The following is an 18,826-nucleotide window of genomic DNA, read 5'->3' on the forward strand; positions in this document are numbered from 1 at the left end:
GTCAGGCGCCCAGCAGTCCCATACCGATCGCCGTGCGCACGGCGTCGCTCCGGCTCGAGACCCCGAGCTTGCGATAGATCGACCCGATCTCCGAGCTGGCCGTGTTCCGGGACACGAAGAGCCGCTCTCCGATCTCGCGGATCGTCAGGTGGGTCTGCAGGTACGGCAGGAGGCGCAGCTCGGCAGGGGTGAGGGGAGTGCTCGACGTCGGCAGGGCCGCCGTGCGCGAGGCGGCGTCGAACGCCGTGCGCAGCTCGACCGCCTCCTCGGCGAGCACGCCGAGCGCTGGGCGACGCAGCAGCACGTCGTCGATCTCCCGCAGGAGGTGGTTGACGGTCGAGGCGTCCGACGTCGCCCAGCTCGTCCGGGCGAGCTGGAGGCGGGTGCGGACCGCGAGCGTCGGGAACGCGTACGTGCTGAACGTGCGAGCACGCATCGCCCGGGTGAGCAGCGCGCGCGTGCCCGCGAGGTCGCCGGCATGGTGGCGGTACCGTGCGGCCAGCGCGAACCCGAGGGCGCTCGTCGGGTAGTCGTGCATGCGGCGTGCGTCGATCGCGTCGAGGAGCCTGCGGACCCGGTCGCCTGCGCGCGCCCACCGGTCGTGATCCATGTCGAGCTGCGCGAGCTGCGCCTCGGCGAGCACGAGCGTGCTCGCATGATCGAGCTCTCCGGCCGCCTCGGTGGCGCGCTCCAGGTACTCGGTCGCCGCGTCGTCGTCACCGACCAGGCGCAGGGCGTCGCCGCGCAGCACGAACACCGTGTCCCGCCACGTGCTCCACGCCGGTTCGGAGTCGAGGGCGGTCCCGACGTCGTCGAGCATCTGCTCGGGGCCGTCCGGGCAGCGCAGCGCCCGGAACATGGCGCGGGCCGACTCGAACGAGGCGGTGCCGTCGACCGGCTCGTCGTCGGCCGAGGAGGTGTCTGCCACGGACCCCCACCGCTCGGCCGTCGCGGCGTGCCCCTCGTGCACGGCGACGAGGCCCGCGAGCACCGCGAGCGGCGGGTACTTCGTGATCGACTCGTCGCCGAGCGCGGCCAGCCACCGGTCGATCGTCGTGACCCGTCCGGCCTGGACGTGGGGCATCACGACGCGTGCGACGAGCCGGGAGGTCCGCTCGATCTCGGGAGTCGCGAGCAGCATCTCGATCGCGCGCTCGGGCGAGCCGTTCTCCTCGTACCAGTCGGCTGCCCGCGTCCGCAGGTCGTCGGCGAGCTCGGGCTCGGTCGCGAGGAGCTCGTCGAGGAGGAACTCGCGGAACAGCGCGTGGTAGCGGAACCACTGCCTGTGCCGGTCGACCGGGACGAGGAAGAGGTGCGAGGCCTCGATCGCGCGCAGGATCCGGGTCGAGGAGCGGACGCCGAGCAGTGCGTCGCACAGCGGTGCGCTGAGCTCGTCGAGCACCGCGGTCCGTCGCAGGAACAGCTGGGTCTCGGCGGACAGCCGGCGGAACGACTCGCGCTGGAGGTAGTCCGCGACGTAGCGGTCCGTGCCGGTCACGGTCTCGGGGCCGGAGCCGTCTCCGGCGGCCACGAGCGAGGCGAGGTACACGCCGACGGGCCAGCCCTCGGTCCGCTCGGTCACGGCGGTCGCGATCTCGTGCGTGACCCGGACCTGCGAGGCGGCGAAGACCTGCTCGGTGCCGGAGACGTCGAGGGCCAGGTCCTGCGCGTCGATCTCGACCGACTCGCCAGCCGCGCGCAGGCGCGCGAGGTGGGGTTGCTCGTCTCGGCTCGCCGCGACCAGCTGGGACCCCTCGGGTATCCCCGCGAGCACGATGCCCAGCACGTCGTGGCAGGCCGCCGACCGCACCTCGTGCAGGTCGTCGAGCGCCAGGACGAACGGCTCGGGGCTCGAGCGCAGGGCCGACGCCAGGCGCGGGGCGGCTCGGCCCAGGAGCGAGGTGTCGGCTCCGACCATGTCCGCCACGAGGTCGGGGCGCCCCGCACCCAGGCGCGCGAAGGCCGAGGCGAGCACGACGAGCAGTCTCGCGGGGTCGTCGTCGAGCCGGTCGAGCGTGACCCACGCGACGGGACGAGGGTCGCGCTCGGCCCACTCGGCCAGCAGGGTCGACTTCCCGTAGCCGGGGGGCGCCGTGACCCCGACCACGCGCCGTCCGCTCGCGCGGGTCGCGTCGATCAGGTCGGCCCGGCTCACGACCGGCGCGTGCCGCCGGGGCACGCTGAACTTGGCCTCGAGGAGCAGCCCGTCGAGCTCCTCGTCCGCACGCGCCGTCCCCTGCTCGTCGCTCACCTTCACACCATAGGGCGCGGGTCGTCGCAGCGCCGGACGTCTGCTGCGTGTCCTCCGGACTGGATCTCCGACGGAACCGACCCGTGGGGGGTGGGCGGGCAGCACCCGTGGCGCCGGTGATCACGTGGACTGGGTGATGCGCGCGCGAGCACCCGTCCCTACCGTGAAAGGTATCCATGTCCTCGTGCCCGACCGAGCGGAGCTCTCATGCGTCCCGACCAGCACGCCCGCACCATGCTGCCCATCCCGGACCGCCCTCGGCCCGGGCTGACGACGTACGACGCCAAGGACCCCGACACGTCCTACCCGCCGATCGAGCCGCTGCGCCCGCCCGAGGGCGCACCGAACGTGCTGATCGTCCTGCTCGACGACGTGGGCTTCGGTGCGTCGAGCGCGTTCGGGGGGCCGTGCCACACTCCGACCGCGGAGCGGCTGGCGGCCGGCGGGCTGACGTTCAACCGCTTCCACACCACGGCGCTGTGCGCCCCCACCCGGGCCGCGATGCTCAGCGGGAGAAACCACCACTCGGTCGGCATGGGGAGCATCACCGAGACCGCGACGTCCGCGCCCGGGAACAGCTCGCTCAAGCCCAACACCAAGGCGCCGCTCGCGATGACGCTCAAGCTCAACGGCTACTCGACGGCGCAGTTCGGCAAGTGCCACGAGGTCCCGGTCTGGCAGTCCTCGCCCATGGGGCCGTTCGATGCCTGGCCGTCCGTCGGCGGAGGGTTCGAGACGTTCTACGGCTTCATCGGCGGCGAGAACAACCAGTGGGAGCCGGCGCTCTACGAGGGCACGACGCCCGTCGAACCCCCGAGGACCGCCGAGGAGGGGTACCACCTGACCGAGGACCTCGCCGACCGGGCGATCAGCTGGATCCGGACGCAGAAGGCGCTCATGCCGGACAAGCCCTTCTTCGCCTACTTCGCCCCGGGCGCGACGCACGCCCCGCACCACGTCCCGCAGGAGTGGGCCGACCGGTACGCGGGCCGGTTCGCGGACGGCTGGGACGTCCAGCGGGAGCGCACGTTCGCGCGTCAGAAGGAGCTCGGTGTGATCCCGCCCGAGGCCGAGCTCACGCCGCGCCACGCCGAGATCCCGGCGTGGGACGACATGCCGGACGACCTCAGGCCCGTGCTCGAGCGGGAGATGGAGGTCTACGCGGGTTTCCTCGAGCACGCCGACCACCACGTGGGCCGGGTCGTCGACGCGATCGAGGACCTGGGGGTGCTCGACGACACCCTCATCTACTACGTGATCGGGGACAACGGCGCCTCGGCCGAGGGCACGATCAACGGCGCGTTCAACGAGATGGCCAACTTCAACGGCATGGCGGCGCTCGAGACACCCGAGTTCATGGCGTCCAAGCTGGCCGAGCTCGGCTCGCCGTCGTCGTACAACCACTACGCCGTGGGTTGGGCCTGGGCCATGGACACCCCCTTCCAGTGGACCAAGCAGGTCGCCTCGCACTGGGGAGGGACGCGCAACGGGACCGTCGTGCACTGGCCCCGGCGCATCACGGACTCCGGCGGGCTGCGCTCGCAGTTCACGCACTGCATCGACGTGGCCCCCACGATCCTCGAGGCCGCGGGCCTGCCCGAGCCCACCCAGGTCAACGGCGTGCTCCAGTCACCCATGGAGGGTACGAGCATGCTCTACGCGTTCGACGACGCAGACGCGCCCGAGCGCCACGACCTCCAGTACTTCGAGATGTTCGGCAACCGGGGGATCTACCACAAGGGGTGGAGCGCGGTCACCAAGCACCGCACGCCGTGGGACATGGTCGGCGGGTCGGCCATCGCGTTCGACGACGACGTCTGGGAGCTCTACGACGGCAGCACCGACTACAGCCAGGCGCACGACCTGTCCGCCGAGCAGCCCGAACGGCTGCACTCCCTCCAGCGCCTGTGGCTCATCGAGGCGGTCAAGTACGACGTGCTCCCGCTCGACGACCGGACCGCGGACCGGTTGAACCCCGAGACCGCCGGGCGCCCGACCCTCGTCCACGGGAACAGCCAGCTGCTGTTCGCCGGGATGGGGCGGCTCTCGGAGAACAGTGTCGTGAACATCAAGAACAAGTCGTTCTCCGTGACCGCGGAGATCGAGGTCCCGGCCTCCGGTGCGGACGGTGTGATCATCGCGCAGGGTGGGAGGTTCGGCGGCTGGAGCCTGTACGCCAAGGAGGGCAGGCTGAAGTTCGTCTACAACGTCCTGGGCATCCAGGAGTTCGCGACCGAGGCACAGGCCACGGTCCCGGAGGGCACGCACCAGGTCCGCATGGAGTTCGCGTACGACGGCGGAGGGCTCGCCAAGGGAGGCGACGTGACGCTCTTCCACGACGGCACCCCCGTGGGCACCGGCCGGGTCGGCGCGACCCAGGCCATGGTCTTCTCCGCCGACGAGACGACGGACGTCGGGTACGAGTCGGGGACACCGGTCAGCCCGGACTACTCGCCGCGGTCGAGCCGGTTCTCGGGCAGGATCCACTGGGTGCAGATCGACGTGGGGACCGACGACCACGACCACTTCATCGACCCCGACGAGCGCCTGCGCATCGCCATGGCAAGGCAGTGAGGGGAGCACCGGGGGAGTGGTGAGGCCGCGTCGCCCGGGGGCGCGGTGCGCGCGGGGACCGGGCAGTGCTCCCCGTCAGGGGGCGACGTACGCCGCGAGGTGCTGGCCCGTGAGCGTCGAGCGGTCGGCCACCAGGTCGGCCGGCGTGCCCTCGAAGACGACCTGGCCGCCGTCGTGCCCGGCGCCCGGGCCGAGGTCGATGATCCAGTCGGCGTGCGCCATGACCGCCTGGTGGTGCTCGATCACGACGACCGACTTGCCCGACTCGACGAGCCGGTCGAGCAGGCCGAGCAGCTGTTCGACGTCGGCCAGGTGCAGGCCCGTCGTGGGCTCGTCGAGCACGTAGACGCCGCCCTTGGCACCCATCTGCGTCGCGAGCTTGATCCGCTGGCGCTCGCCTCCCGACAGCGTCGTGAGGGGCTGGCCGAGGCTCAGGTAGCCCAGGCCCACGTCGACGAGGCGCGTGAGGATCGAGTGGGCGGCCGCGATGCGCGACTCGCCCGCCGCGAAGAACTCCTCGGCCTCGGTGACGGACATCGCGAGCACCTCGGCGATGTTCTTCCCACCCAGCGTGTACTCGAGCACCGAGGCCTGGAACCGCTTGCCCCCGCACTCCTCGCACGGCGTCTCGACCGTGGCCATGACGCCGAGGTCGGTGTAGATGACGCCCGCACCGTTGCACACGGGGCAGGCGCCCTCGGAGTTGGCGCTGAACAGCGCGGGCTTGACCCCGTTGGCCTTGGCGAACGCCTTGCGGATCGGGTCGAGCAGGCCCGTGTAGGTCGCCGGGTTGCTCCGGCGCGACCCGCGGATCGCGCTCTGGTCGATCACGACGACCCCCTCGCGGCCCGCGACCGAGCCGTGGATCAAGGAGCTCTTGCCCGACCCGGCGACCCCCGTCACGACGCACAGGACCCCGAGCGGGACGTCGACATCCACCCCCTGCAGGTTGTGCTCGGTCGCGCCACGGATCTCGAGCGCGCCCCGGGGAGCGCGCACGTTCGCCTTGACCGTCGAGCGGTCGTCGAGGTGGCGGCCGGTCGTGGTGTCGCTCGCGCGCAGCCCCTCGACCGTGCCCTCGAAGCAGATGGTGCCCCCGTGCCGCCCGGCTCCCGGGCCGATGTCGACGACGTGGTCCGCGATCGTGATCGCCTCGGGCTTGTGCTCCACGACGAGGACCGTGTTGCCCTTGTCCCGCAGCTGGAGCAGCAGCGTGTTCATGCGCTGGATGTCGTGCGGGTGCAGCCCGATGGTCGGCTCGTCGAACACATAGGTGACGTCGGTGAGCGAGGAGCCCAGGTGGCGGATCATCTTGGTGCGCTGCGCCTCGCCGCCTGACAGCGTGCCCGAGGGGCGGTCGAGCGAGAGGTAGCCCAGGCCGATCTCCGCGAACGAGTCGAGCAGGTGCTGGAGGCCCTTGAGGAGCGGTGCCATCGAGGGCTCGTCGAGACCGCGGACCCACTCGGCGAGGTCGCTGATCTGCATCGTGCACACGTCCGCGATGCTCTTGTCGCCGATCTTCGACGAGCGTGCCTCGGGGCTCAGGCGCGTGCCGTCGCACTCCGGGCACGTCTGGAACGTCACGGCCTTCTCGACGAACGCCCGGATGTGCGGCTGCATCGCGTCGACGTCCTTGGACAGGAAGGACTTCTGGATCTTGGGGATCAGGCCCTCGTGCGTCAGGTTGATGCCCTCGACCTTGATCTTGGTCGGCTCCTTGTAGAGGAGGTCGTGCAGCTCGCGCTGGGTGAACCTGCTGATCGGCTTGGCCGCGTCGAAGAAGCCGCTGCCCCGGTAGATGCGCCCGTACCAGCCGTCCATCGAGTAGCCCGGGATCGTCAGCGCGCCCTCGTCGAGCGACTTGCTGTCGTCGTACAGCGCCGTGAGGTCGAAGTCGGTCACGCTGCCCTTGCCCTCGCAGCGCGGGCACATGCCGCCGAGCTGGTGGAACGAGGCCTTCTCCGCCTGCGTCTTGCCGCCGCGCTCGATCGTGATCGCGCCGCTGCCCGAGACCGAGGGGACGTTGAACGAGTACGCCTGCGGTGAGCCGATGTGCGGCTGCCCGAGGCGGCTGAAGAGGATGCGCAGCATCGCGTTCGCGTCGGTCACGGTGCCCACCGTGGAGCGCGGGTTGGCCCCCATGCGTTCCTGGTCGACGATGATCGCGGTCGTCAGCCCGTCCAGCAGGTCGACGTCGGGGCGCGCGAGCGAGGGCATGAAGCCCTGGAGGAACGCGCTGTACGTCTCGTTGATCATGCGCTGGGACTCGGCAGCGATGGTGCTGAAGACGAGCGAGCTCTTGCCCGAGCCGGAGACCCCGGTGAACACCGTGAGGCGGCGCTTGGGGATCTCGACGCTGATGTCCTGGAGGTTGTTCTCCCGGGCGCCCTGCACGCGGATCATGTCGTGGGTGTCGGCGACGTGGGGTGCGGGCACGGCAGTGCCCGTGCTCGTGGCGGTGCTCATCTGTCTCCTCCTGGTGGGCGGGGTGCGGTCCCCGCCGTGGTCGCCGGACGCTTCCGTCCATCGTCGGACGCTCGGCCCCGCTGCGCACGCAGGGCGAGGTGTGCGGCAGGGGCCTGCGGGACACGCTAGCGGGGTCCACCGACGCCGGGCTTCTCGATTCCTGCTCGACCGACAGGTCGGCTCAAGGGCGCGACAAGGCGCAGGTTCACACGAACTGCATGACGCGCGGCCGCGCGCCCGGGGCGCTCAATGGGAGAGGCGCGCAACCGCGCCCTGCGCGAGAGCCGACGTCGACCTCGCCGTGCCGAGGGGTGACCTCAGGACGGGCCGACGTCACGCACGACCCGAGCAGACCTGGCACGCCGGACCCTGACCGGTCCGGGACGGAGAGGATCCATCATGAGCGAACAGACCGAGGGCACCCCCGTGCTCGACCTGCTGGTGGAGATGACGGCGGACTCGGTCGAGGCGTCGAGCCTCGACATCCAGACGGTGATGCTGGTGCGGCTCGCGGCGCTCGTGGCGGTCGACGCGCCCCCGGTGTCGTACCTGATGAACCTGGAGGCCGGGATGGAGGCCGGGATCGACGCGGACATGGTCGCAGGCGTCCTCGCGGCGGTCGCGCCCATCGTCGGCACTCCTCGCGTGGTCGCGGCGTCTGCAGGCATCGCGGAGTCGCTCGCGTTCGAGATCGCTGTCGCGGTCGCCGACATCGCGGAGCAGAACGAGGCGTAGGCGTGTGATCCCCGAGTCAGCCGAACCCCCTCCCGGCGTCGCGGACGGGCGTCCAGGAGGGCGTGCCGGCCCGGTCGCCACGCTCTCCTGGGGCCCGAAGGTCGGCCTCTGGGCGTGGAGCTTCGTCGGCACGGTCGTGGCCGTCGTCCTCGTCGTGCTGGCGCTCGCGGCCGTGAGCGAGATCGTCCTGCCGTTGACCTTCGCGGCCGTGCTCGCGGTGTGCTTCAAGCCGATCGCGGACCGGCTGCGGCGACGGGGCGTTCCGAGCAGCCTGGCCGCGGGCGTGGTCGTCCTGGCGCTGATCGCCCTCACGACCACGGTCGCCGTCGCTGCCGCGCGCGGCATCGTCCAGCAGACCGACGAGATCGGTGCCTCGGTCGATGCTGCGACGGACCAGCTCGTCGCGGAGCTCGACGTCGACGAGCAGTCGCTCGAGGCCGTACGGGAGACCCTGGTGGACTCGGCTCCGGGCGTGACCGGTGGCTTCCTGACCGGGCTCGTGAGCGGGATCGGCGCGCTCGTGGGCATCGCGAGCGGGCTGATCCTCGGCGCGCTGATCATGTACTACCTCGTCAAGGACGGTGCCCGGCTGAGGGGCTCGGTCGTCGCTCAGCTCAGGGCGGGAGCACAGCCCGAGATCGACGGCTTCATCGGTGACTCGTGCCGGACGCTGCGCGACTACGGCCGCGGCCGGACGACCATGTCGGTCGTCGTCGCCGTGGTCATCGGGGTCGCCGCGCTCCTCCTGGGCCTTCCTCTGATCTTCACGATCGTGGTGGTGAACTTCATCGGCGGGTACATCCCGTACATCGGTGCGTTCCTGGGGGGCGGTCTGGCCGTGGCCGTGGCGCTGGGCGACGGGGGGATCGCCCCGGCCGTGATCATGCTCGTCGTCGTGGTCGCGTCGAACCTGCTGCTCGAGAACTTCGTCGAGCCGCGGGTCATGGGCCGCACGCTCGACATCCATCCGCTGGTCGTGCTGGTCGTGACGGCGCTCGGCGGGGTCGTGGGCGGGATCGTCGGTCTGATCCTCGCCGTCCGGGCCTGGGCGGTAGCCACCGAGGGCGTCTCCCGCCTGCGTCGTCACGGCTTCTTCGACCACGTCGTCACGACGGCCGAGCCCGTCGTGCGACGGATGCTCCAGTAGACGAGACGCCCAGGGGGCGTCCGAACGACGGCCGAGCCCGTCGTGCGACGGATGCTCCAGTAGACGAGACGCCCAGGGGGCGTCCGAGATGGCAAGGAGGACGTCGTGACAGCGCACGCACCCGTCGAGGGCATGCCCGACGACGACGGCGGCGAGGCGGGTCAGGGGCCGATGAGCGGCCTCTCGACCCGGCGACGATGGACGTTGATCGCGCTCGGACTGCTCCGGGCGAGCGGGATCGCGATCCTGCTGGTCGCGCTCTACTACCTGGTGCCGCTCGACCGCCCGTCGCCGTCGTCGTTGGTCGTCGCCCTCGTCCTCTGCCTCCTGGTGCTCGTGACCACGATGTACTGGGAGGTCCGCGCGATCGTCCGCGCCAGGTTCCCCGGGATCCGGGCGACCCAGGCCTTGGCGACGACCGTGCCGTTGTTCCTGCTCGTCTTCGCGGCGACGTACTTCATGATCGCGTTCCAGGACCCGACCACGTTCAGCGAGCCGCTCACCCGGTCCGACGCGCTCTACTTCACGATCACGACGTTCGCGACCGTGGGATTCGGTGACATCGCCCCTCGCTCGGAACCGGTCAGGCTGCTCGTGGCAGCACAGGTGCTGCTCGACCTCGTGATCCTCGGCCTCGGCATCCAGGTCATCTTCGGGGCGGTCAAGAAGGCGCGCACGTCGTGAAGAGCATCGCGACGGCAGCGCTCTGACCTGCCAAGACGCTGACATGACGTCTCGATGACACCACCACTTCGAAGAAGTGACGCCACATCTCTTGCGGTGACACCATTAGTGGTGTCATAGTGGCGTCATGGAACTGACGAGATATGTCGACGAGCTGCAGCACCAGCTCGCCACCGCGGCCGCCGCAGGCGGGGACGAGGCACGTGAGCTCGCAGGTCGTCTGACGGCCCCGCTCGACGCAGCCGTCCGCCTCGTCCTGCTCGAGGCGCTCTCGACCGCGGCCAACGAGATCACGGCCGAGCTCGCCCCGGGGGCGGTGGACGTCCGGCTCCGTGGTCGTGACCCGGAGTTCGTCGTGACCCCGGCCCCGAGCCCGGCCTTCGACGGAGCTGCCGCCCCGGCGGCGGAGCCCGCCCGCCCGGCGGTCCTGGACCCCGACGACGTGAGCACGTCCCGCACGACGCTCCGACTGCCCGACCAGCTCAAGGCGCAGGTCGAGGAGGCGGCAGCCCGCGAGGGCATGTCCGTCAACACGTGGCTCGTGCGCGCGGTCGCCGCGGCGCTCGCACCCACCGCCACGTCCCGCCCGGCCGCACGGGCCACGAGCACCTCCGGTCGTGTGACCGGCTGGGTGCGCTGACCACCACTCGACACCACATCCGGCGCCCCGCCATCACGGGGCGGACACGTACACCCCTCTGGAGGATCCGTCATGCCCACTTTCGCTGCTCCCACGCCCGTCCCGGTCGTCATCGACGTCCCGTTCGGCAACCTGTACGTCGTCGCCGGAGAGCGGGACGACGTCGTCGTGACCGTCCTGCCGGCCGACCCGACCAAGTCCGGCTCGGTCCGCGCCGCCGAGGAGACGCGCGTCGAACGCGACGGCGACGCGATCTCCGTCGTCTACCCCAGCTCCTGGAAGCAGTACGTCCTGCCGTTCGCGTCCGGTGGCGCCAAGGTCACCATCGAGCTCCCGGCCGGGTCGGACCTGCGCGGCAAGGCAGGGTCCTTGTACGCGGAGGGCAGGCTCGGGTCCGTCGACCTGAACCTCAACGGCGGCAACGCCCGGCTCGACGACGTCGACCGCCTCGACATCAAGGTCTCGGCAGGCTCGCTCAGCGTCGGCCGGGTCTCCGGCCCTGTCGACGCGGTGGTCACGGCGGGCGGGCTGCGGGTCCGCGAGCTCGACGGCGACGCCGTCGTCAAGGTCCCCAACGGCACGACCGAGATCGGCCGGACCACGGGGAGCCTGCGGGTCAACGGTGCGCACGGGGACATCGCGATCGACCGGTCGCACGGCGACACGGTGGTCCGGTGCGCGCACGGCGGTATCCGCGTCGAGCAGGCCGTGAACGGTCGTGTCCAGCTCGAGAGCTCGTACGGCTCGATCGAGGTCGGCGTGCCCGAGGGCACGGCTGCCTGGCTCGACGCGACGTCGCAGCACGGCCAGGTCCGCAACCTCCTCCAGGACGCAGCAGGACCCGACGAGAGCGACCTGACCGTCGAGGTCCGTGCCGGCACCAGCTACGGCGACGTCGTCGTCCGTCGGCCGCACGCCTGATCGTCTCGTCGACCTCCTGCACTCCGTGCCCCACCTGATCGTCGCTCCACCCGCACGTCCACCACCATCGAAGGAGAAGCACATGACCACCCCAACCCGCGGACCCGCGATCGAGGTCGCCGGCCTGCGCAAGTCCTACGCGTCGAAGTCCGGCAAGCAGCTCGTGCTCGACGGGGTCGACCTCGTGGTCCCCGCCGGGACCGTGACCGCGCTCCTCGGCCCCAACGGGTCGGGCAAGACCACCACGGTCGGCGTCCTGTCCACCCTCCTGGCGGCCGATGCCGGCACGGTGCGGGTCGCCGGTCACGACGTGGCCCGCGAGCCCGACGCGGTGCGCGCCTCGATCGGAGTGACCGGCCAGATCACCGCGGTCGACGAGCTCCTCACGGGCACCGAGAACCTGCGCCTCATGGCCGACCTGAACCACCTGGGCCGGACGGCCGGGCGGCGCCGGACGGCCGAGCTGCTCGAGCAGTTCGGTCTCGCCGAGGCCGCGGGCAAGCCCGTGGCGACCTACTCGGGCGGCATGAAGCGCAAGCTCGACCTCGCGATGACGCTCGTCGGGACGCCGTCGGTCGTGTTCCTCGACGAACCGACCACGGGCCTCGACCCACGCAGCCGCATCACCCTGTGGGACGAGGTGCGCACGCTCGTCGCTGGCGGCACCACGATCCTGCTCACCACGCAGTACCTCGAGGAGGCCGACCGGCTCGCCGACTCGGTGGCCGTCCTGCACGACGGGCGCGTCGTGGCCGAGGGCACGCCCGACGAGCTCAAGGCCGTGCACGACGCCGGATCGCTCGACGAGGTGTTCCTCGCGCTGACCGAACCGTCCACCGACGAAGAGACCGGAACGACACAGGACAAGGAGAACGTCCGATGACCGCCATCGCCACCACCGCCCCCACCACCGTCGCGCGACCTCGACCGCTCGCCGACGTCCTGACTATGCTGCGCCGCAGCCTGCTGCGCGCGGTGCGCTACCCGGGACTGACGGTCTTCATCGTCGCCGGCCCCCTGGTCATGCTCCTGCTGTTCGTGTACGTGTTCGGCGGGGCGTTCGGCGCGGGCGTCGCCCCCGGGGTCACGCCCGGAGCCGACGGACGTGCCGCGTACCTGGACTACATCACGCCCACGCTCCTGGTCATCACCGTGGTCGGGGGAGCGACGTCGGTCGCCGTGAGCGCCGCCATGGACGCCGCGAGCGGCATCATGGCCCGGTTCAAGACCATGGCGATCTCGCCCGGGTCGGTGCTGTCGGGCCACGTGCTCGGGTTCGTCGTCCAGGCCCTGATCGCGCTCGTGCTCGTGCTGGGCGCTGCGGTCGCGATGGGCTACCGCCCCGAGGCCGACGCGCTCGACTGGCTCGCGCTGCTGGGCCTGTTCGTCCTGCTCGGGATCGCCCTCAACTGGCTGTGCGTCGCCATGGGGCTCAACGCGCGCAGCGTCGAGACCGCGAGCAACACACCCATGATCCTGCTGCTCCTGCCGTTCCTCGGCAGCGGGTTCGTGCCCGTCGAGACCATGCCGACCGCCGTGCGCTGGTTCGCCGAGCACCAGCCGTTCACGCCCATCATCGACACCGTGCGCGGCCTGCTCGCGGGCGGTGCGGGGCTCGAGGGCTCGACCGCGGTGCAGGCCGTGGCGTGGTGCGTCGTGATCGGCGTCGCCGGGTACGTGTGGGCGCGCTCGCTGTTCCGTCGTGAGCGTCGCCTCTGAGCGGCGCCCTCGTCCGACGGCCGGGGTGGCAGGTGAGCCTGCCACCCCGGCCGCGCGCCGTCGTCGGGCCTCCCGACGGCGGCGCTCACTCCGTCGTTGCGCCCGCGGCGGGGGCTCGCATCAGATCGGGCGCACGACGAGCGACTGCGCGAGCGCCCCGACAGCTCCGTGCTCGTCATGCACCACTGCGTGCGTGAGTCCGGCCCCGGTCCGGCCGAACGTCACGGTCGTGTCGAGGCCCACCCAGTCCCCGCGAGGCGAGCGATGCAGGTGGACGGTCAGGTCCAGGTTCGGGAAGGCGACCTCGCGCGGGTGCGCGCGCACCGACATGCCGTTGGCCGCGTCGAGCAGGCCCGCTGCGCGGGCGAGCGGGCTCGCGTCCTCGTCCGCGACGAGCGCGTGGTCGGTCCGGACCCACACGGTCCCGCGCCCGGGCTCGACCAGGGAGCGACGCACGTCGATCGACTCGATGAAGCCGCCCGGCCACACGGTCGAGGGATCCCAGGCGGGCGTCTCCTGCGGGCCGGTCACGGGCGGGGGAGCGCCGCCCGCCAAGGCTGTGGTGTCGGAGGTCCGGGCGAGCCACGCGCGCACCGTGATCGCGCGGCGGTCGCCGCACGTGAGCTCTGCCTCGACGAGCTCGACCGTGCGCCCGGTGCGTAGCACTGTGAGCCGGGTGTCGACCTCGAGGAGCGGGTACGTCCCCCAGATGTCGTACGACAGCCGGGTCACGGCGAGGTCGCTGCGTCCGCGCTCGTCGCGGTCCGTCTCGACGAGGTGGGCCAGCAGGCCGAGCGAGGGCGCGACGTGCTGCTCGTCGGTGCGCCACGCGCCCCCCACGTGCTCGGTCGGGTCGAAGGTCGTCGCGCCGGTGCGACGGAAGTAGGCCATGGGTCTCCTCAGGACGGACCCGCTCGTGGCGGGTGGGCGCGTCCTTCCTACCACCCGGGGGCCTGCGAGGCGCAGGCGGACGCACCCTCCGCGCGCCGGGCCTCGGATCCCCGGGGCAGGGGTTAGGCATCGACGCAGCACGCGGGCGTTCGTCCAGGGGGAGGGACGGGCAGTCATGCGGCACCGCGGTCGTCCACGGTGACCGACGAAGGCTGGCGCGCAGTGTCGGCACGGGCATCGCCATGTTCGCGAGGGTGGAGCTCGAACACCGGGCGGTCCGGGTCGCCGGTCGCGAGCAGGAGGGCGAAGAGCCCAAAGGCGGCCAGGGTGACTACGGTCACGTAGATCCGCACACCCCGTGGGCGCGCGATGAGAAGCCCGATCAGGAGCGGCGCGGCGAGCAGGGCGGCGACCCAGACGAACCTCTCCGGAGCCAGGTCGCAGACGCTCCTGACGAACACCTCCGAGTTGCAATACCTGCTCTGCGACTCCCTGCCCAGGATGTAGAAGTACATGGCTGGTAGCGCTCCAACCAGGAGCAGCACCCCACCGGCACACCACCCGGCGACGTTCCGGCGCGTGCGGACTCGTAGTTCGGTCTTCGTCGGAGAGTTGGGCGTCATGTGGAGGAGCGTCCCACAAGCCACCCGTCACGAGACTGGTGTCGGGCGTGCCGTGGCGAGGCAGGTGCGCTAACGGAGCGCGTCACAGACGTGGCCGTTGTCGATCCGGCGGCCGGTGCCGTGGGCTCGGGTGGTGCTCACCGCTGGTGTCCTGCGGCGATCTCGGCGCGTGCGGCTTCACGGTCATCGGCGCGCGCGACCTGTAGGCGCTTCGTCTGATGGGCGCCGGGCGCGCCAACTTCGCGGGGCGGCGCAGTCGGCGCCCCGGACCGCCGGTGAGAGGGCGTCCCCGGGCGCCGTGCGGCAAAAGTGTGGCACCCCGACCGCCACGAGGGCGGCCGGGGTGCCGGCGCATCAGTTCAGCAGCTCAGCGCGGGTGCGGGGAGCGGGACCGATCAGAGGTCGTAGTAGAGCTCGAACTCGTGCGGGTGCGGGCGCAGACGGATCGGGTCCACCTCGTGCTCGCGCTTGTAGGCGATCCACGTCTCGATGAGGTCAGGCGTGAAGACGTCCCCGACGGTCAGGAAGTCGTGGTCGGCCTCGAGGGCGTCGAGAGCCTCCTCGAGCGACGCGGGCACCTGCTGGATCGCGGCGTGCTCCTCGGGGGGCAGCTCGTACAGGTCCTTGTCGACCGGCTCCGGCGGCTCGATACGGTTCTTGATGCCGTCGATGCCCGCGAGCAGCTGCGCCGCGAACGCCAGGTAGGGGTTGGCCGTCGGGTCCGGGACGCGGAACTCGACGCGCTTCGCCTTGGGGTTGTTGCCCGTCACGGGGATACGGATGCACGCGGAGCGGTTGCGCGCCGAGTAGACCAGGTTGACGGGGGCCTCGTAGCCGGGCACCAGGCGACGGTAGGAGTTGACCGACGGGTTGGTGAACGCGAGCAGCGCGGGCGCGTGCTTGAGGAGGCCGCCGATGTACCAGCGAGCGAGGTCGGACAGGCCGCCGTAGCCCTTCTCGTCGTAGAAGAGGGGCTCGCCGTCCTTCCAGAGCGACTGGTGCGAGTGCATGCCCGAGCCGTTGTCACCGAAGATCGGCTTCGGCATGAAGGTCGCGGACTTGCCGGCCTCCCAGGCGACGTTCTTGATGACGTACTTGAACTTCATCAGGTCGTCGGCCGCTGCGGTGAGCGTCGAGAAGCGGTAGTTGATCTCCTGCTGGCCGGCGGTGCCCACCTCGTGGTGCGCGCGCTCGACGTCCAGGCCGACCTGGTCGAGGACTGCGCACATCTCGTCGCGCAGGTCGGCCATCTGGTCGTTGGGGGAGACGGGGAAGTAGCCACCCTTGTAGCGGGTCTTGTAGCCGAGGTTGCCACCCTCCTCGACGCGGCCGGTGTTCCAGGCCGCTTCCTTGGAGTCGAGGTGGTAGTACGACTCGTTCTGGCTCGTCTTGAACCGGACGTCGTCGAAGATGTAGAACTCGGCCTCGGGGGCGAAGAACGCGGTGTCGGCGATGCCGGTGCTGCGCAGGTACGCCTCGGCCTTGAAGGCCACGTTGCGCGGGTCGCGGGAGTACGCCTCGTCGGTGAAGGGGTCCACGATCGAGAAGTTCACGATGAGCGTCTTGCGCTTGCGGAACGGGTCGATGTAGGCGGTCGTGACGTCAGGGATGAGCTTCATGTCCGACTCGTGGATCGCCTGGAAGCCGCGGATCGAGGACCCGTCGAACATCATGCCGTCCGTGAAGGCGGACTCGGCGAACTGCGAGATCGGGATGTTGAAGTGCTGCATGACGCCCGGCAGGTCGCAGAACCGGACGTCGACGAACTCGACGCCCTCGTTCCGGGTGAAGGCGATTGCCTCCTCCGCGTTCTTGAACATCCGTAACTCCTTGGTAGTGGGTCCTCTGGCCGTACCTCCAGTGGCGCCTCGAACCTAGGCCCCGGGAGTTTCCCCACCGTGTACCGAATGTTTCGTCCGTGTTACACAGCGTCCTGCCGTGTGACATCGGCGCGACGATGCGTGGTGGGGGACCCCGAACCAGGACAAGCCGGTCAGGCGCCGGAACCTCGCTCGCCGACACGTAGGCTGGGGCCGTGGTGTCGCGTGAAGATGTGGGTTCCTGGCTCGAGGGTACGCCGACCGGTGGGGAGGACGGCCGAGGCGGCCGCCTCGGCCTGCCGCCCGACGGTCCCGGCTCGATGGCGACGGTCGGGCGCAGGGTCGTCGCGCTGTGCATCGACTGGCTGCTGAGCATGCTCATCAGCTACCTGGTGTTCGACGCGAACTCGATGGCGACGCTCGGTGTGTTCGCGGTCGAGAACCTGCTCCTGGTGAGCACGCTCGGCTACACGGTCGGGCACCGGGTCCTGGGCCTGCAGGTGCGGGTCCTGGGCGGCGAGGGGCGCATGGTCGGTCTGTGGCGCGGGTTCGTGCGCACTGCCCTGCTGTGCCTGGTCGTCCCGGCCGTGGTGTGGGACGGCGACGGGCGCGGCATGCACGACAAGGCCGCGGGCACGGTCATCGTCCGCGCCTGACCCGGCCCCTCTCCCTGTTTCCCGTGCGCCGCCTGGTGACGCCCGCGAGGCTCCCGGTCCACGGCTCCGTGGCCCGACGCCGTCACGTCCGCTGGTGTGCCCGCTCGCCCTGGTCCCCGCTCGCCGCGGGCGCGCGCCACACGAGCGTGTACCGCCAGTAGAGGCGCCGTCGCAGGCGTGCCCCCGGCAGGATCTCGCGGGCCGCCGCGCGCAGCTCGGCGTGGCTCGTGGTGACCTCGGCGATCGGTGACCCGTGCTCCCACTCGCCGCGACGCCGTCGGGCCCAGACGGCCGCAGGGATCGCGGCCGCGCTGACCGCGTGGTCCCACGCCGTGCGGGGCCGGGTGAGACCCACGACCGCGAGCGTGCCCCCCGGTGCGACCAGCCCGCGCAGCCTCCGCAGCCCGAGGTCGAGCGGGAGGTGGTGCAGGGTCGCGACCGTCGTGACGAGGTCGAACGGCTCGGCGAGGCCGGGCAGCGGGGCGAGGACGTCGCCCGCGACGTAGTCGAGCCCGGTCGCCTGGGGCGGACCGCCCGACGCTGCCCGCGCACGCTCGACCTGGTCCTGGTCGAGGTCGATCCCCAGGACACGTCCCGCACCGGCCGCCCGCAGGCGACGGGTCAGGAGCCCCTCACCGCACCCGACGTCCAGGGCCGTGCGCGTCCCGGGGCCGACGAGCCGCGTGAGGTCGGGGTGGTAGTGGGTGTTGTGGTTCCAGCACGGGTCGCTCACGGGTCTCCTCCGGCGTCGTCGGCGCAGGGTGTCGGTGTTGCCGGTCCAGGAACGCGGACAGCCCGCCGACAGACGGGCTGTCGACGGGCTGTCGGTGCGTTGCACGCAGGCTCAGCGCCCGCGCATGCCCTTGCGGTCGGGGCGTGCACGCGTGGGGTCGATCCCCTTGGGGATGGGGAGCTTGGCGCCACCCAGCGCCCGCAGGCGCTTGCTGACCTCGGCCACCTCCGGCTTGGTGAGCGTCGGGCGCAGCTTCTGGACCTGGCGTGCGAGCTTCTTGAGCGGCACCTGGTCCTCGCCGTTGCCGCACTGGATCGTGGTGACCGGGACGTTCGGCAGGACGCGGGTGATGCGACGCTTCTCGCCCTCGAGCAGCTTGGTCACGCGGTGCGTGGGGCCCTCGCCGACGAGGACCACACCGGCACGGCCGACCCCGCGGAACACGAGGTCCTGCTGGGGGGTCAGGGCGACGGGCTCGTCGTCGAACGTCCAGCCGCGGCGGATCGTGCCGAGCGCGGCACGGGCAGCACCGGGCTGGCCGTCGATGCGGCTGTAGGCAGCCGTCTCGGCGCGACGGGTCAGGACGAACAGCGAGCCGAGGAACGCGAACGGCAGACCCACGATGAGCGTGTAGACCCAGGGGCCCCACGCCAGCCCGATCCCGATCGCGACGGCGAGGATGCCGACGAACACGGCGAGCATGATCCACGTGACCGCCGGGTCCTCGGTGCGCGTCATCTTGTACGCGTCCCAGACCTGGTGATACCAGCGCTGCTTCTTCTGCTTCTTCGGCTTGGTGCCGTCGACCCCGGTCGAGGGGTCGGTGCTCTTGTTGCGGGCCATGGTGCCTCAGTCTAGTGGTGGCGGAGAGTGCTCCGGTGAAGGGGCGAGGACGGCGGCGAGCCGGACCCCGCCCCACGATTCTCTCGCACGACGACGGGAGGACGGGAGCGGGGACCGGCCCGG

General features: G+C 71.2%; 16 protein-coding genes. 9 read left to right on the forward strand and 7 right to left on the reverse strand.

The window, feature by feature from the left end; translation table 11 throughout:
- Position 1: 1 nt before the first annotated feature.
- Complete coding sequence (locus ASE27_RS13440) at positions 2–2,251, reverse strand: LuxR C-terminal-related transcriptional regulator (RefSeq protein WP_056651479.1); 2,250 nt, start codon at positions 2,249–2,251, stop codon at positions 2–4.
- Positions 2,252–2,458: 207 nt separating this feature from the next.
- Between ASE27_RS13440 and ASE27_RS13445 the strand changes: the two genes are divergently transcribed.
- A complete protein-coding gene (locus ASE27_RS13445; RefSeq protein ID WP_056651135.1) occupies positions 2,459–4,825 on the forward strand; it encodes an arylsulfatase in 2,367 nt (788 codons plus the stop codon).
- A 75-nt stretch (positions 4,826–4,900) separates the two neighbouring features.
- Here ASE27_RS13445 and ASE27_RS13450 read toward each other — a convergent pair whose 3' ends face one another.
- Positions 4,901–7,291: an excinuclease ABC subunit UvrA gene (locus ASE27_RS13450; RefSeq protein WP_056651138.1), complete on the reverse strand. Its 2,391-nt coding sequence runs from the start codon at positions 7,289–7,291 to the stop codon at positions 4,901–4,903.
- Positions 7,292–7,690: 399 nt separating this feature from the next.
- On the opposite strand from ASE27_RS13450, the gene ASE27_RS13455 reads away from it, so the two are divergent.
- From ASE27_RS13455 to ASE27_RS13485, 7 genes are all read left to right on the forward strand, one after another.
- A complete protein-coding gene (locus tag ASE27_RS13455; protein ID WP_056651141.1) occupies positions 7,691–8,026 on the forward strand; it encodes a carboxymuconolactone decarboxylase family protein in 336 nt (111 codons plus the stop codon).
- A 4-nt stretch (positions 8,027–8,030) separates the two neighbouring features.
- Positions 8,031–9,173 carry an AI-2E family transporter gene (locus ASE27_RS13460; protein WP_056651143.1) on the forward strand — a complete coding sequence of 381 codons (1,143 nt, stop codon included), beginning with the start codon at positions 8,031–8,033 and terminating at the stop codon, positions 9,171–9,173.
- A gap of 105 nt (positions 9,174–9,278) precedes the next feature.
- Positions 9,279–9,857 carry a potassium channel family protein gene (locus ASE27_RS13465; protein WP_235535438.1) on the forward strand — a complete coding sequence of 193 codons (579 nt, stop codon included), beginning with the start codon at positions 9,279–9,281 and terminating at the stop codon, positions 9,855–9,857.
- A gap of 127 nt (positions 9,858–9,984) precedes the next feature.
- Positions 9,985–10,497 carry a ribbon-helix-helix protein, CopG family gene (locus tag ASE27_RS13470; protein ID WP_056651146.1) on the forward strand — a complete coding sequence of 171 codons (513 nt, stop codon included), beginning with the start codon at positions 9,985–9,987 and terminating at the stop codon, positions 10,495–10,497.
- 72 nt (positions 10,498–10,569) lie between these two features.
- Positions 10,570–11,418: a DUF4097 family beta strand repeat-containing protein gene (locus tag ASE27_RS13475; RefSeq protein ID WP_056651148.1), complete on the forward strand. Its 849-nt coding sequence runs from the start codon at positions 10,570–10,572 to the stop codon at positions 11,416–11,418.
- A gap of 82 nt (positions 11,419–11,500) precedes the next feature.
- Positions 11,501–12,301, forward strand: a complete 801-nt coding sequence (locus ASE27_RS13480) for an ABC transporter ATP-binding protein (RefSeq protein ID WP_056651150.1) — start codon at positions 11,501–11,503, stop codon at positions 12,299–12,301.
- The gene (locus ASE27_RS13485) at positions 12,298–13,137 is read left to right on the forward strand and encodes an ABC transporter permease (protein WP_082608908.1); all 840 of its coding nucleotides are present in this window, start codon (positions 12,298–12,300) and stop codon (positions 13,135–13,137) included. The genes ASE27_RS13480 and ASE27_RS13485 overlap by 4 nt, the downstream gene beginning before the upstream one ends.
- 120 nt (positions 13,138–13,257) lie before the next feature.
- On the opposite strand, the gene ASE27_RS13490 is transcribed toward ASE27_RS13485, so the two are convergent.
- From ASE27_RS13490 to glnA, 3 genes are all read right to left on the reverse strand, one after another.
- Positions 13,258–14,028: a thioesterase family protein gene (locus ASE27_RS13490; RefSeq protein ID WP_056651153.1), complete on the reverse strand. Its 771-nt coding sequence runs from the start codon at positions 14,026–14,028 to the stop codon at positions 13,258–13,260.
- Positions 14,029–14,201: 173 nt separating this feature from the next.
- Positions 14,202–14,651 carry a hypothetical protein gene (locus ASE27_RS13495; protein WP_157257616.1) on the reverse strand — a complete coding sequence of 150 codons (450 nt, stop codon included), beginning with the start codon at positions 14,649–14,651 and terminating at the stop codon, positions 14,202–14,204.
- A gap of 395 nt (positions 14,652–15,046) precedes the next feature.
- On the reverse strand, positions 15,047–16,471 hold the full coding sequence (gene glnA, locus ASE27_RS13500) for a type I glutamate--ammonia ligase (protein WP_056651160.1): 1,425 nt from the start codon (positions 16,469–16,471) through the stop codon (positions 15,047–15,049).
- A gap of 215 nt (positions 16,472–16,686) precedes the next feature.
- Here glnA and ASE27_RS13505 point away from each other — a divergent pair, with 215 nt between their 5' ends.
- Positions 16,687–17,127, forward strand: coding sequence for an RDD family protein (locus tag ASE27_RS13505; RefSeq protein ID WP_056651163.1), 441 nt, complete (start codon positions 16,687–16,689; stop codon positions 17,125–17,127).
- 82 nt (positions 17,128–17,209) lie between these two features.
- On the opposite strand, the gene ASE27_RS13510 is transcribed toward ASE27_RS13505, so the two are convergent.
- A complete protein-coding gene (locus ASE27_RS13510) occupies positions 17,210–17,860 on the reverse strand; it encodes a bifunctional 2-polyprenyl-6-hydroxyphenol methylase/3-demethylubiquinol 3-O-methyltransferase UbiG (protein WP_056651166.1) in 651 nt (216 codons plus the stop codon).
- Positions 17,861–17,971: 111 nt separating this feature from the next.
- The gene (locus ASE27_RS13515) at positions 17,972–18,703 is read right to left on the reverse strand and encodes a DUF4191 domain-containing protein (protein WP_056651169.1); all 732 of its coding nucleotides are present in this window, start codon (positions 18,701–18,703) and stop codon (positions 17,972–17,974) included.
- Between the last annotated feature and the right edge of the window lie 123 nt (positions 18,704–18,826).

It is taken from the genome of Oerskovia sp. Root918, from assembly GCF_001428945.1.
Classification (GTDB): domain Bacteria; phylum Actinomycetota; class Actinomycetes; order Actinomycetales; family Cellulomonadaceae; genus Oerskovia; species Oerskovia enterophila.

Excerpts from the sequence above, each read along its gene's own strand:
- ASE27_RS13445 (WP_056651135.1), top strand. The coding sequence starts at position 2,459 with ATGCGTCCCGACCAGCACGCCCGCACCATGCTGCCCATCCCGGACCGC.
- ASE27_RS13450 (WP_056651138.1), bottom strand. The coding sequence starts at position 7,291 with ATGAGCACCGCCACGAGCACGGGCACTGCCGTGCCCGCACCCCACGTC.
- ASE27_RS13455 (WP_056651141.1), top strand. The coding sequence starts at position 7,691 with ATGAGCGAACAGACCGAGGGCACCCCCGTGCTCGACCTGCTGGTGGAG.
- ASE27_RS13470 (WP_056651146.1), top strand. The coding sequence starts at position 9,985 with ATGGAACTGACGAGATATGTCGACGAGCTGCAGCACCAGCTCGCCACC.
- ASE27_RS13475 (WP_056651148.1), top strand. The coding sequence starts at position 10,570 with ATGCCCACTTTCGCTGCTCCCACGCCCGTCCCGGTCGTCATCGACGTC.
- ASE27_RS13480 (WP_056651150.1), top strand. The coding sequence starts at position 11,501 with ATGACCACCCCAACCCGCGGACCCGCGATCGAGGTCGCCGGCCTGCGC.
- ASE27_RS13485 (WP_082608908.1), top strand. The coding sequence starts at position 12,298 with ATGACCGCCATCGCCACCACCGCCCCCACCACCGTCGCGCGACCTCGA.
- ASE27_RS13490 (WP_056651153.1), bottom strand. The coding sequence starts at position 14,028 with ATGGCCTACTTCCGTCGCACCGGCGCGACGACCTTCGACCCGACCGAG.
- ASE27_RS13495 (WP_157257616.1), bottom strand. The coding sequence starts at position 14,651 with ATGACGCCCAACTCTCCGACGAAGACCGAACTACGAGTCCGCACGCGC.
- glnA (WP_056651160.1), bottom strand. The coding sequence starts at position 16,471 with ATGTTCAAGAACGCGGAGGAGGCAATCGCCTTCACCCGGAACGAGGGC.
- ASE27_RS13515 (WP_056651169.1), bottom strand. The coding sequence starts at position 18,703 with ATGGCCCGCAACAAGAGCACCGACCCCTCGACCGGGGTCGACGGCACC.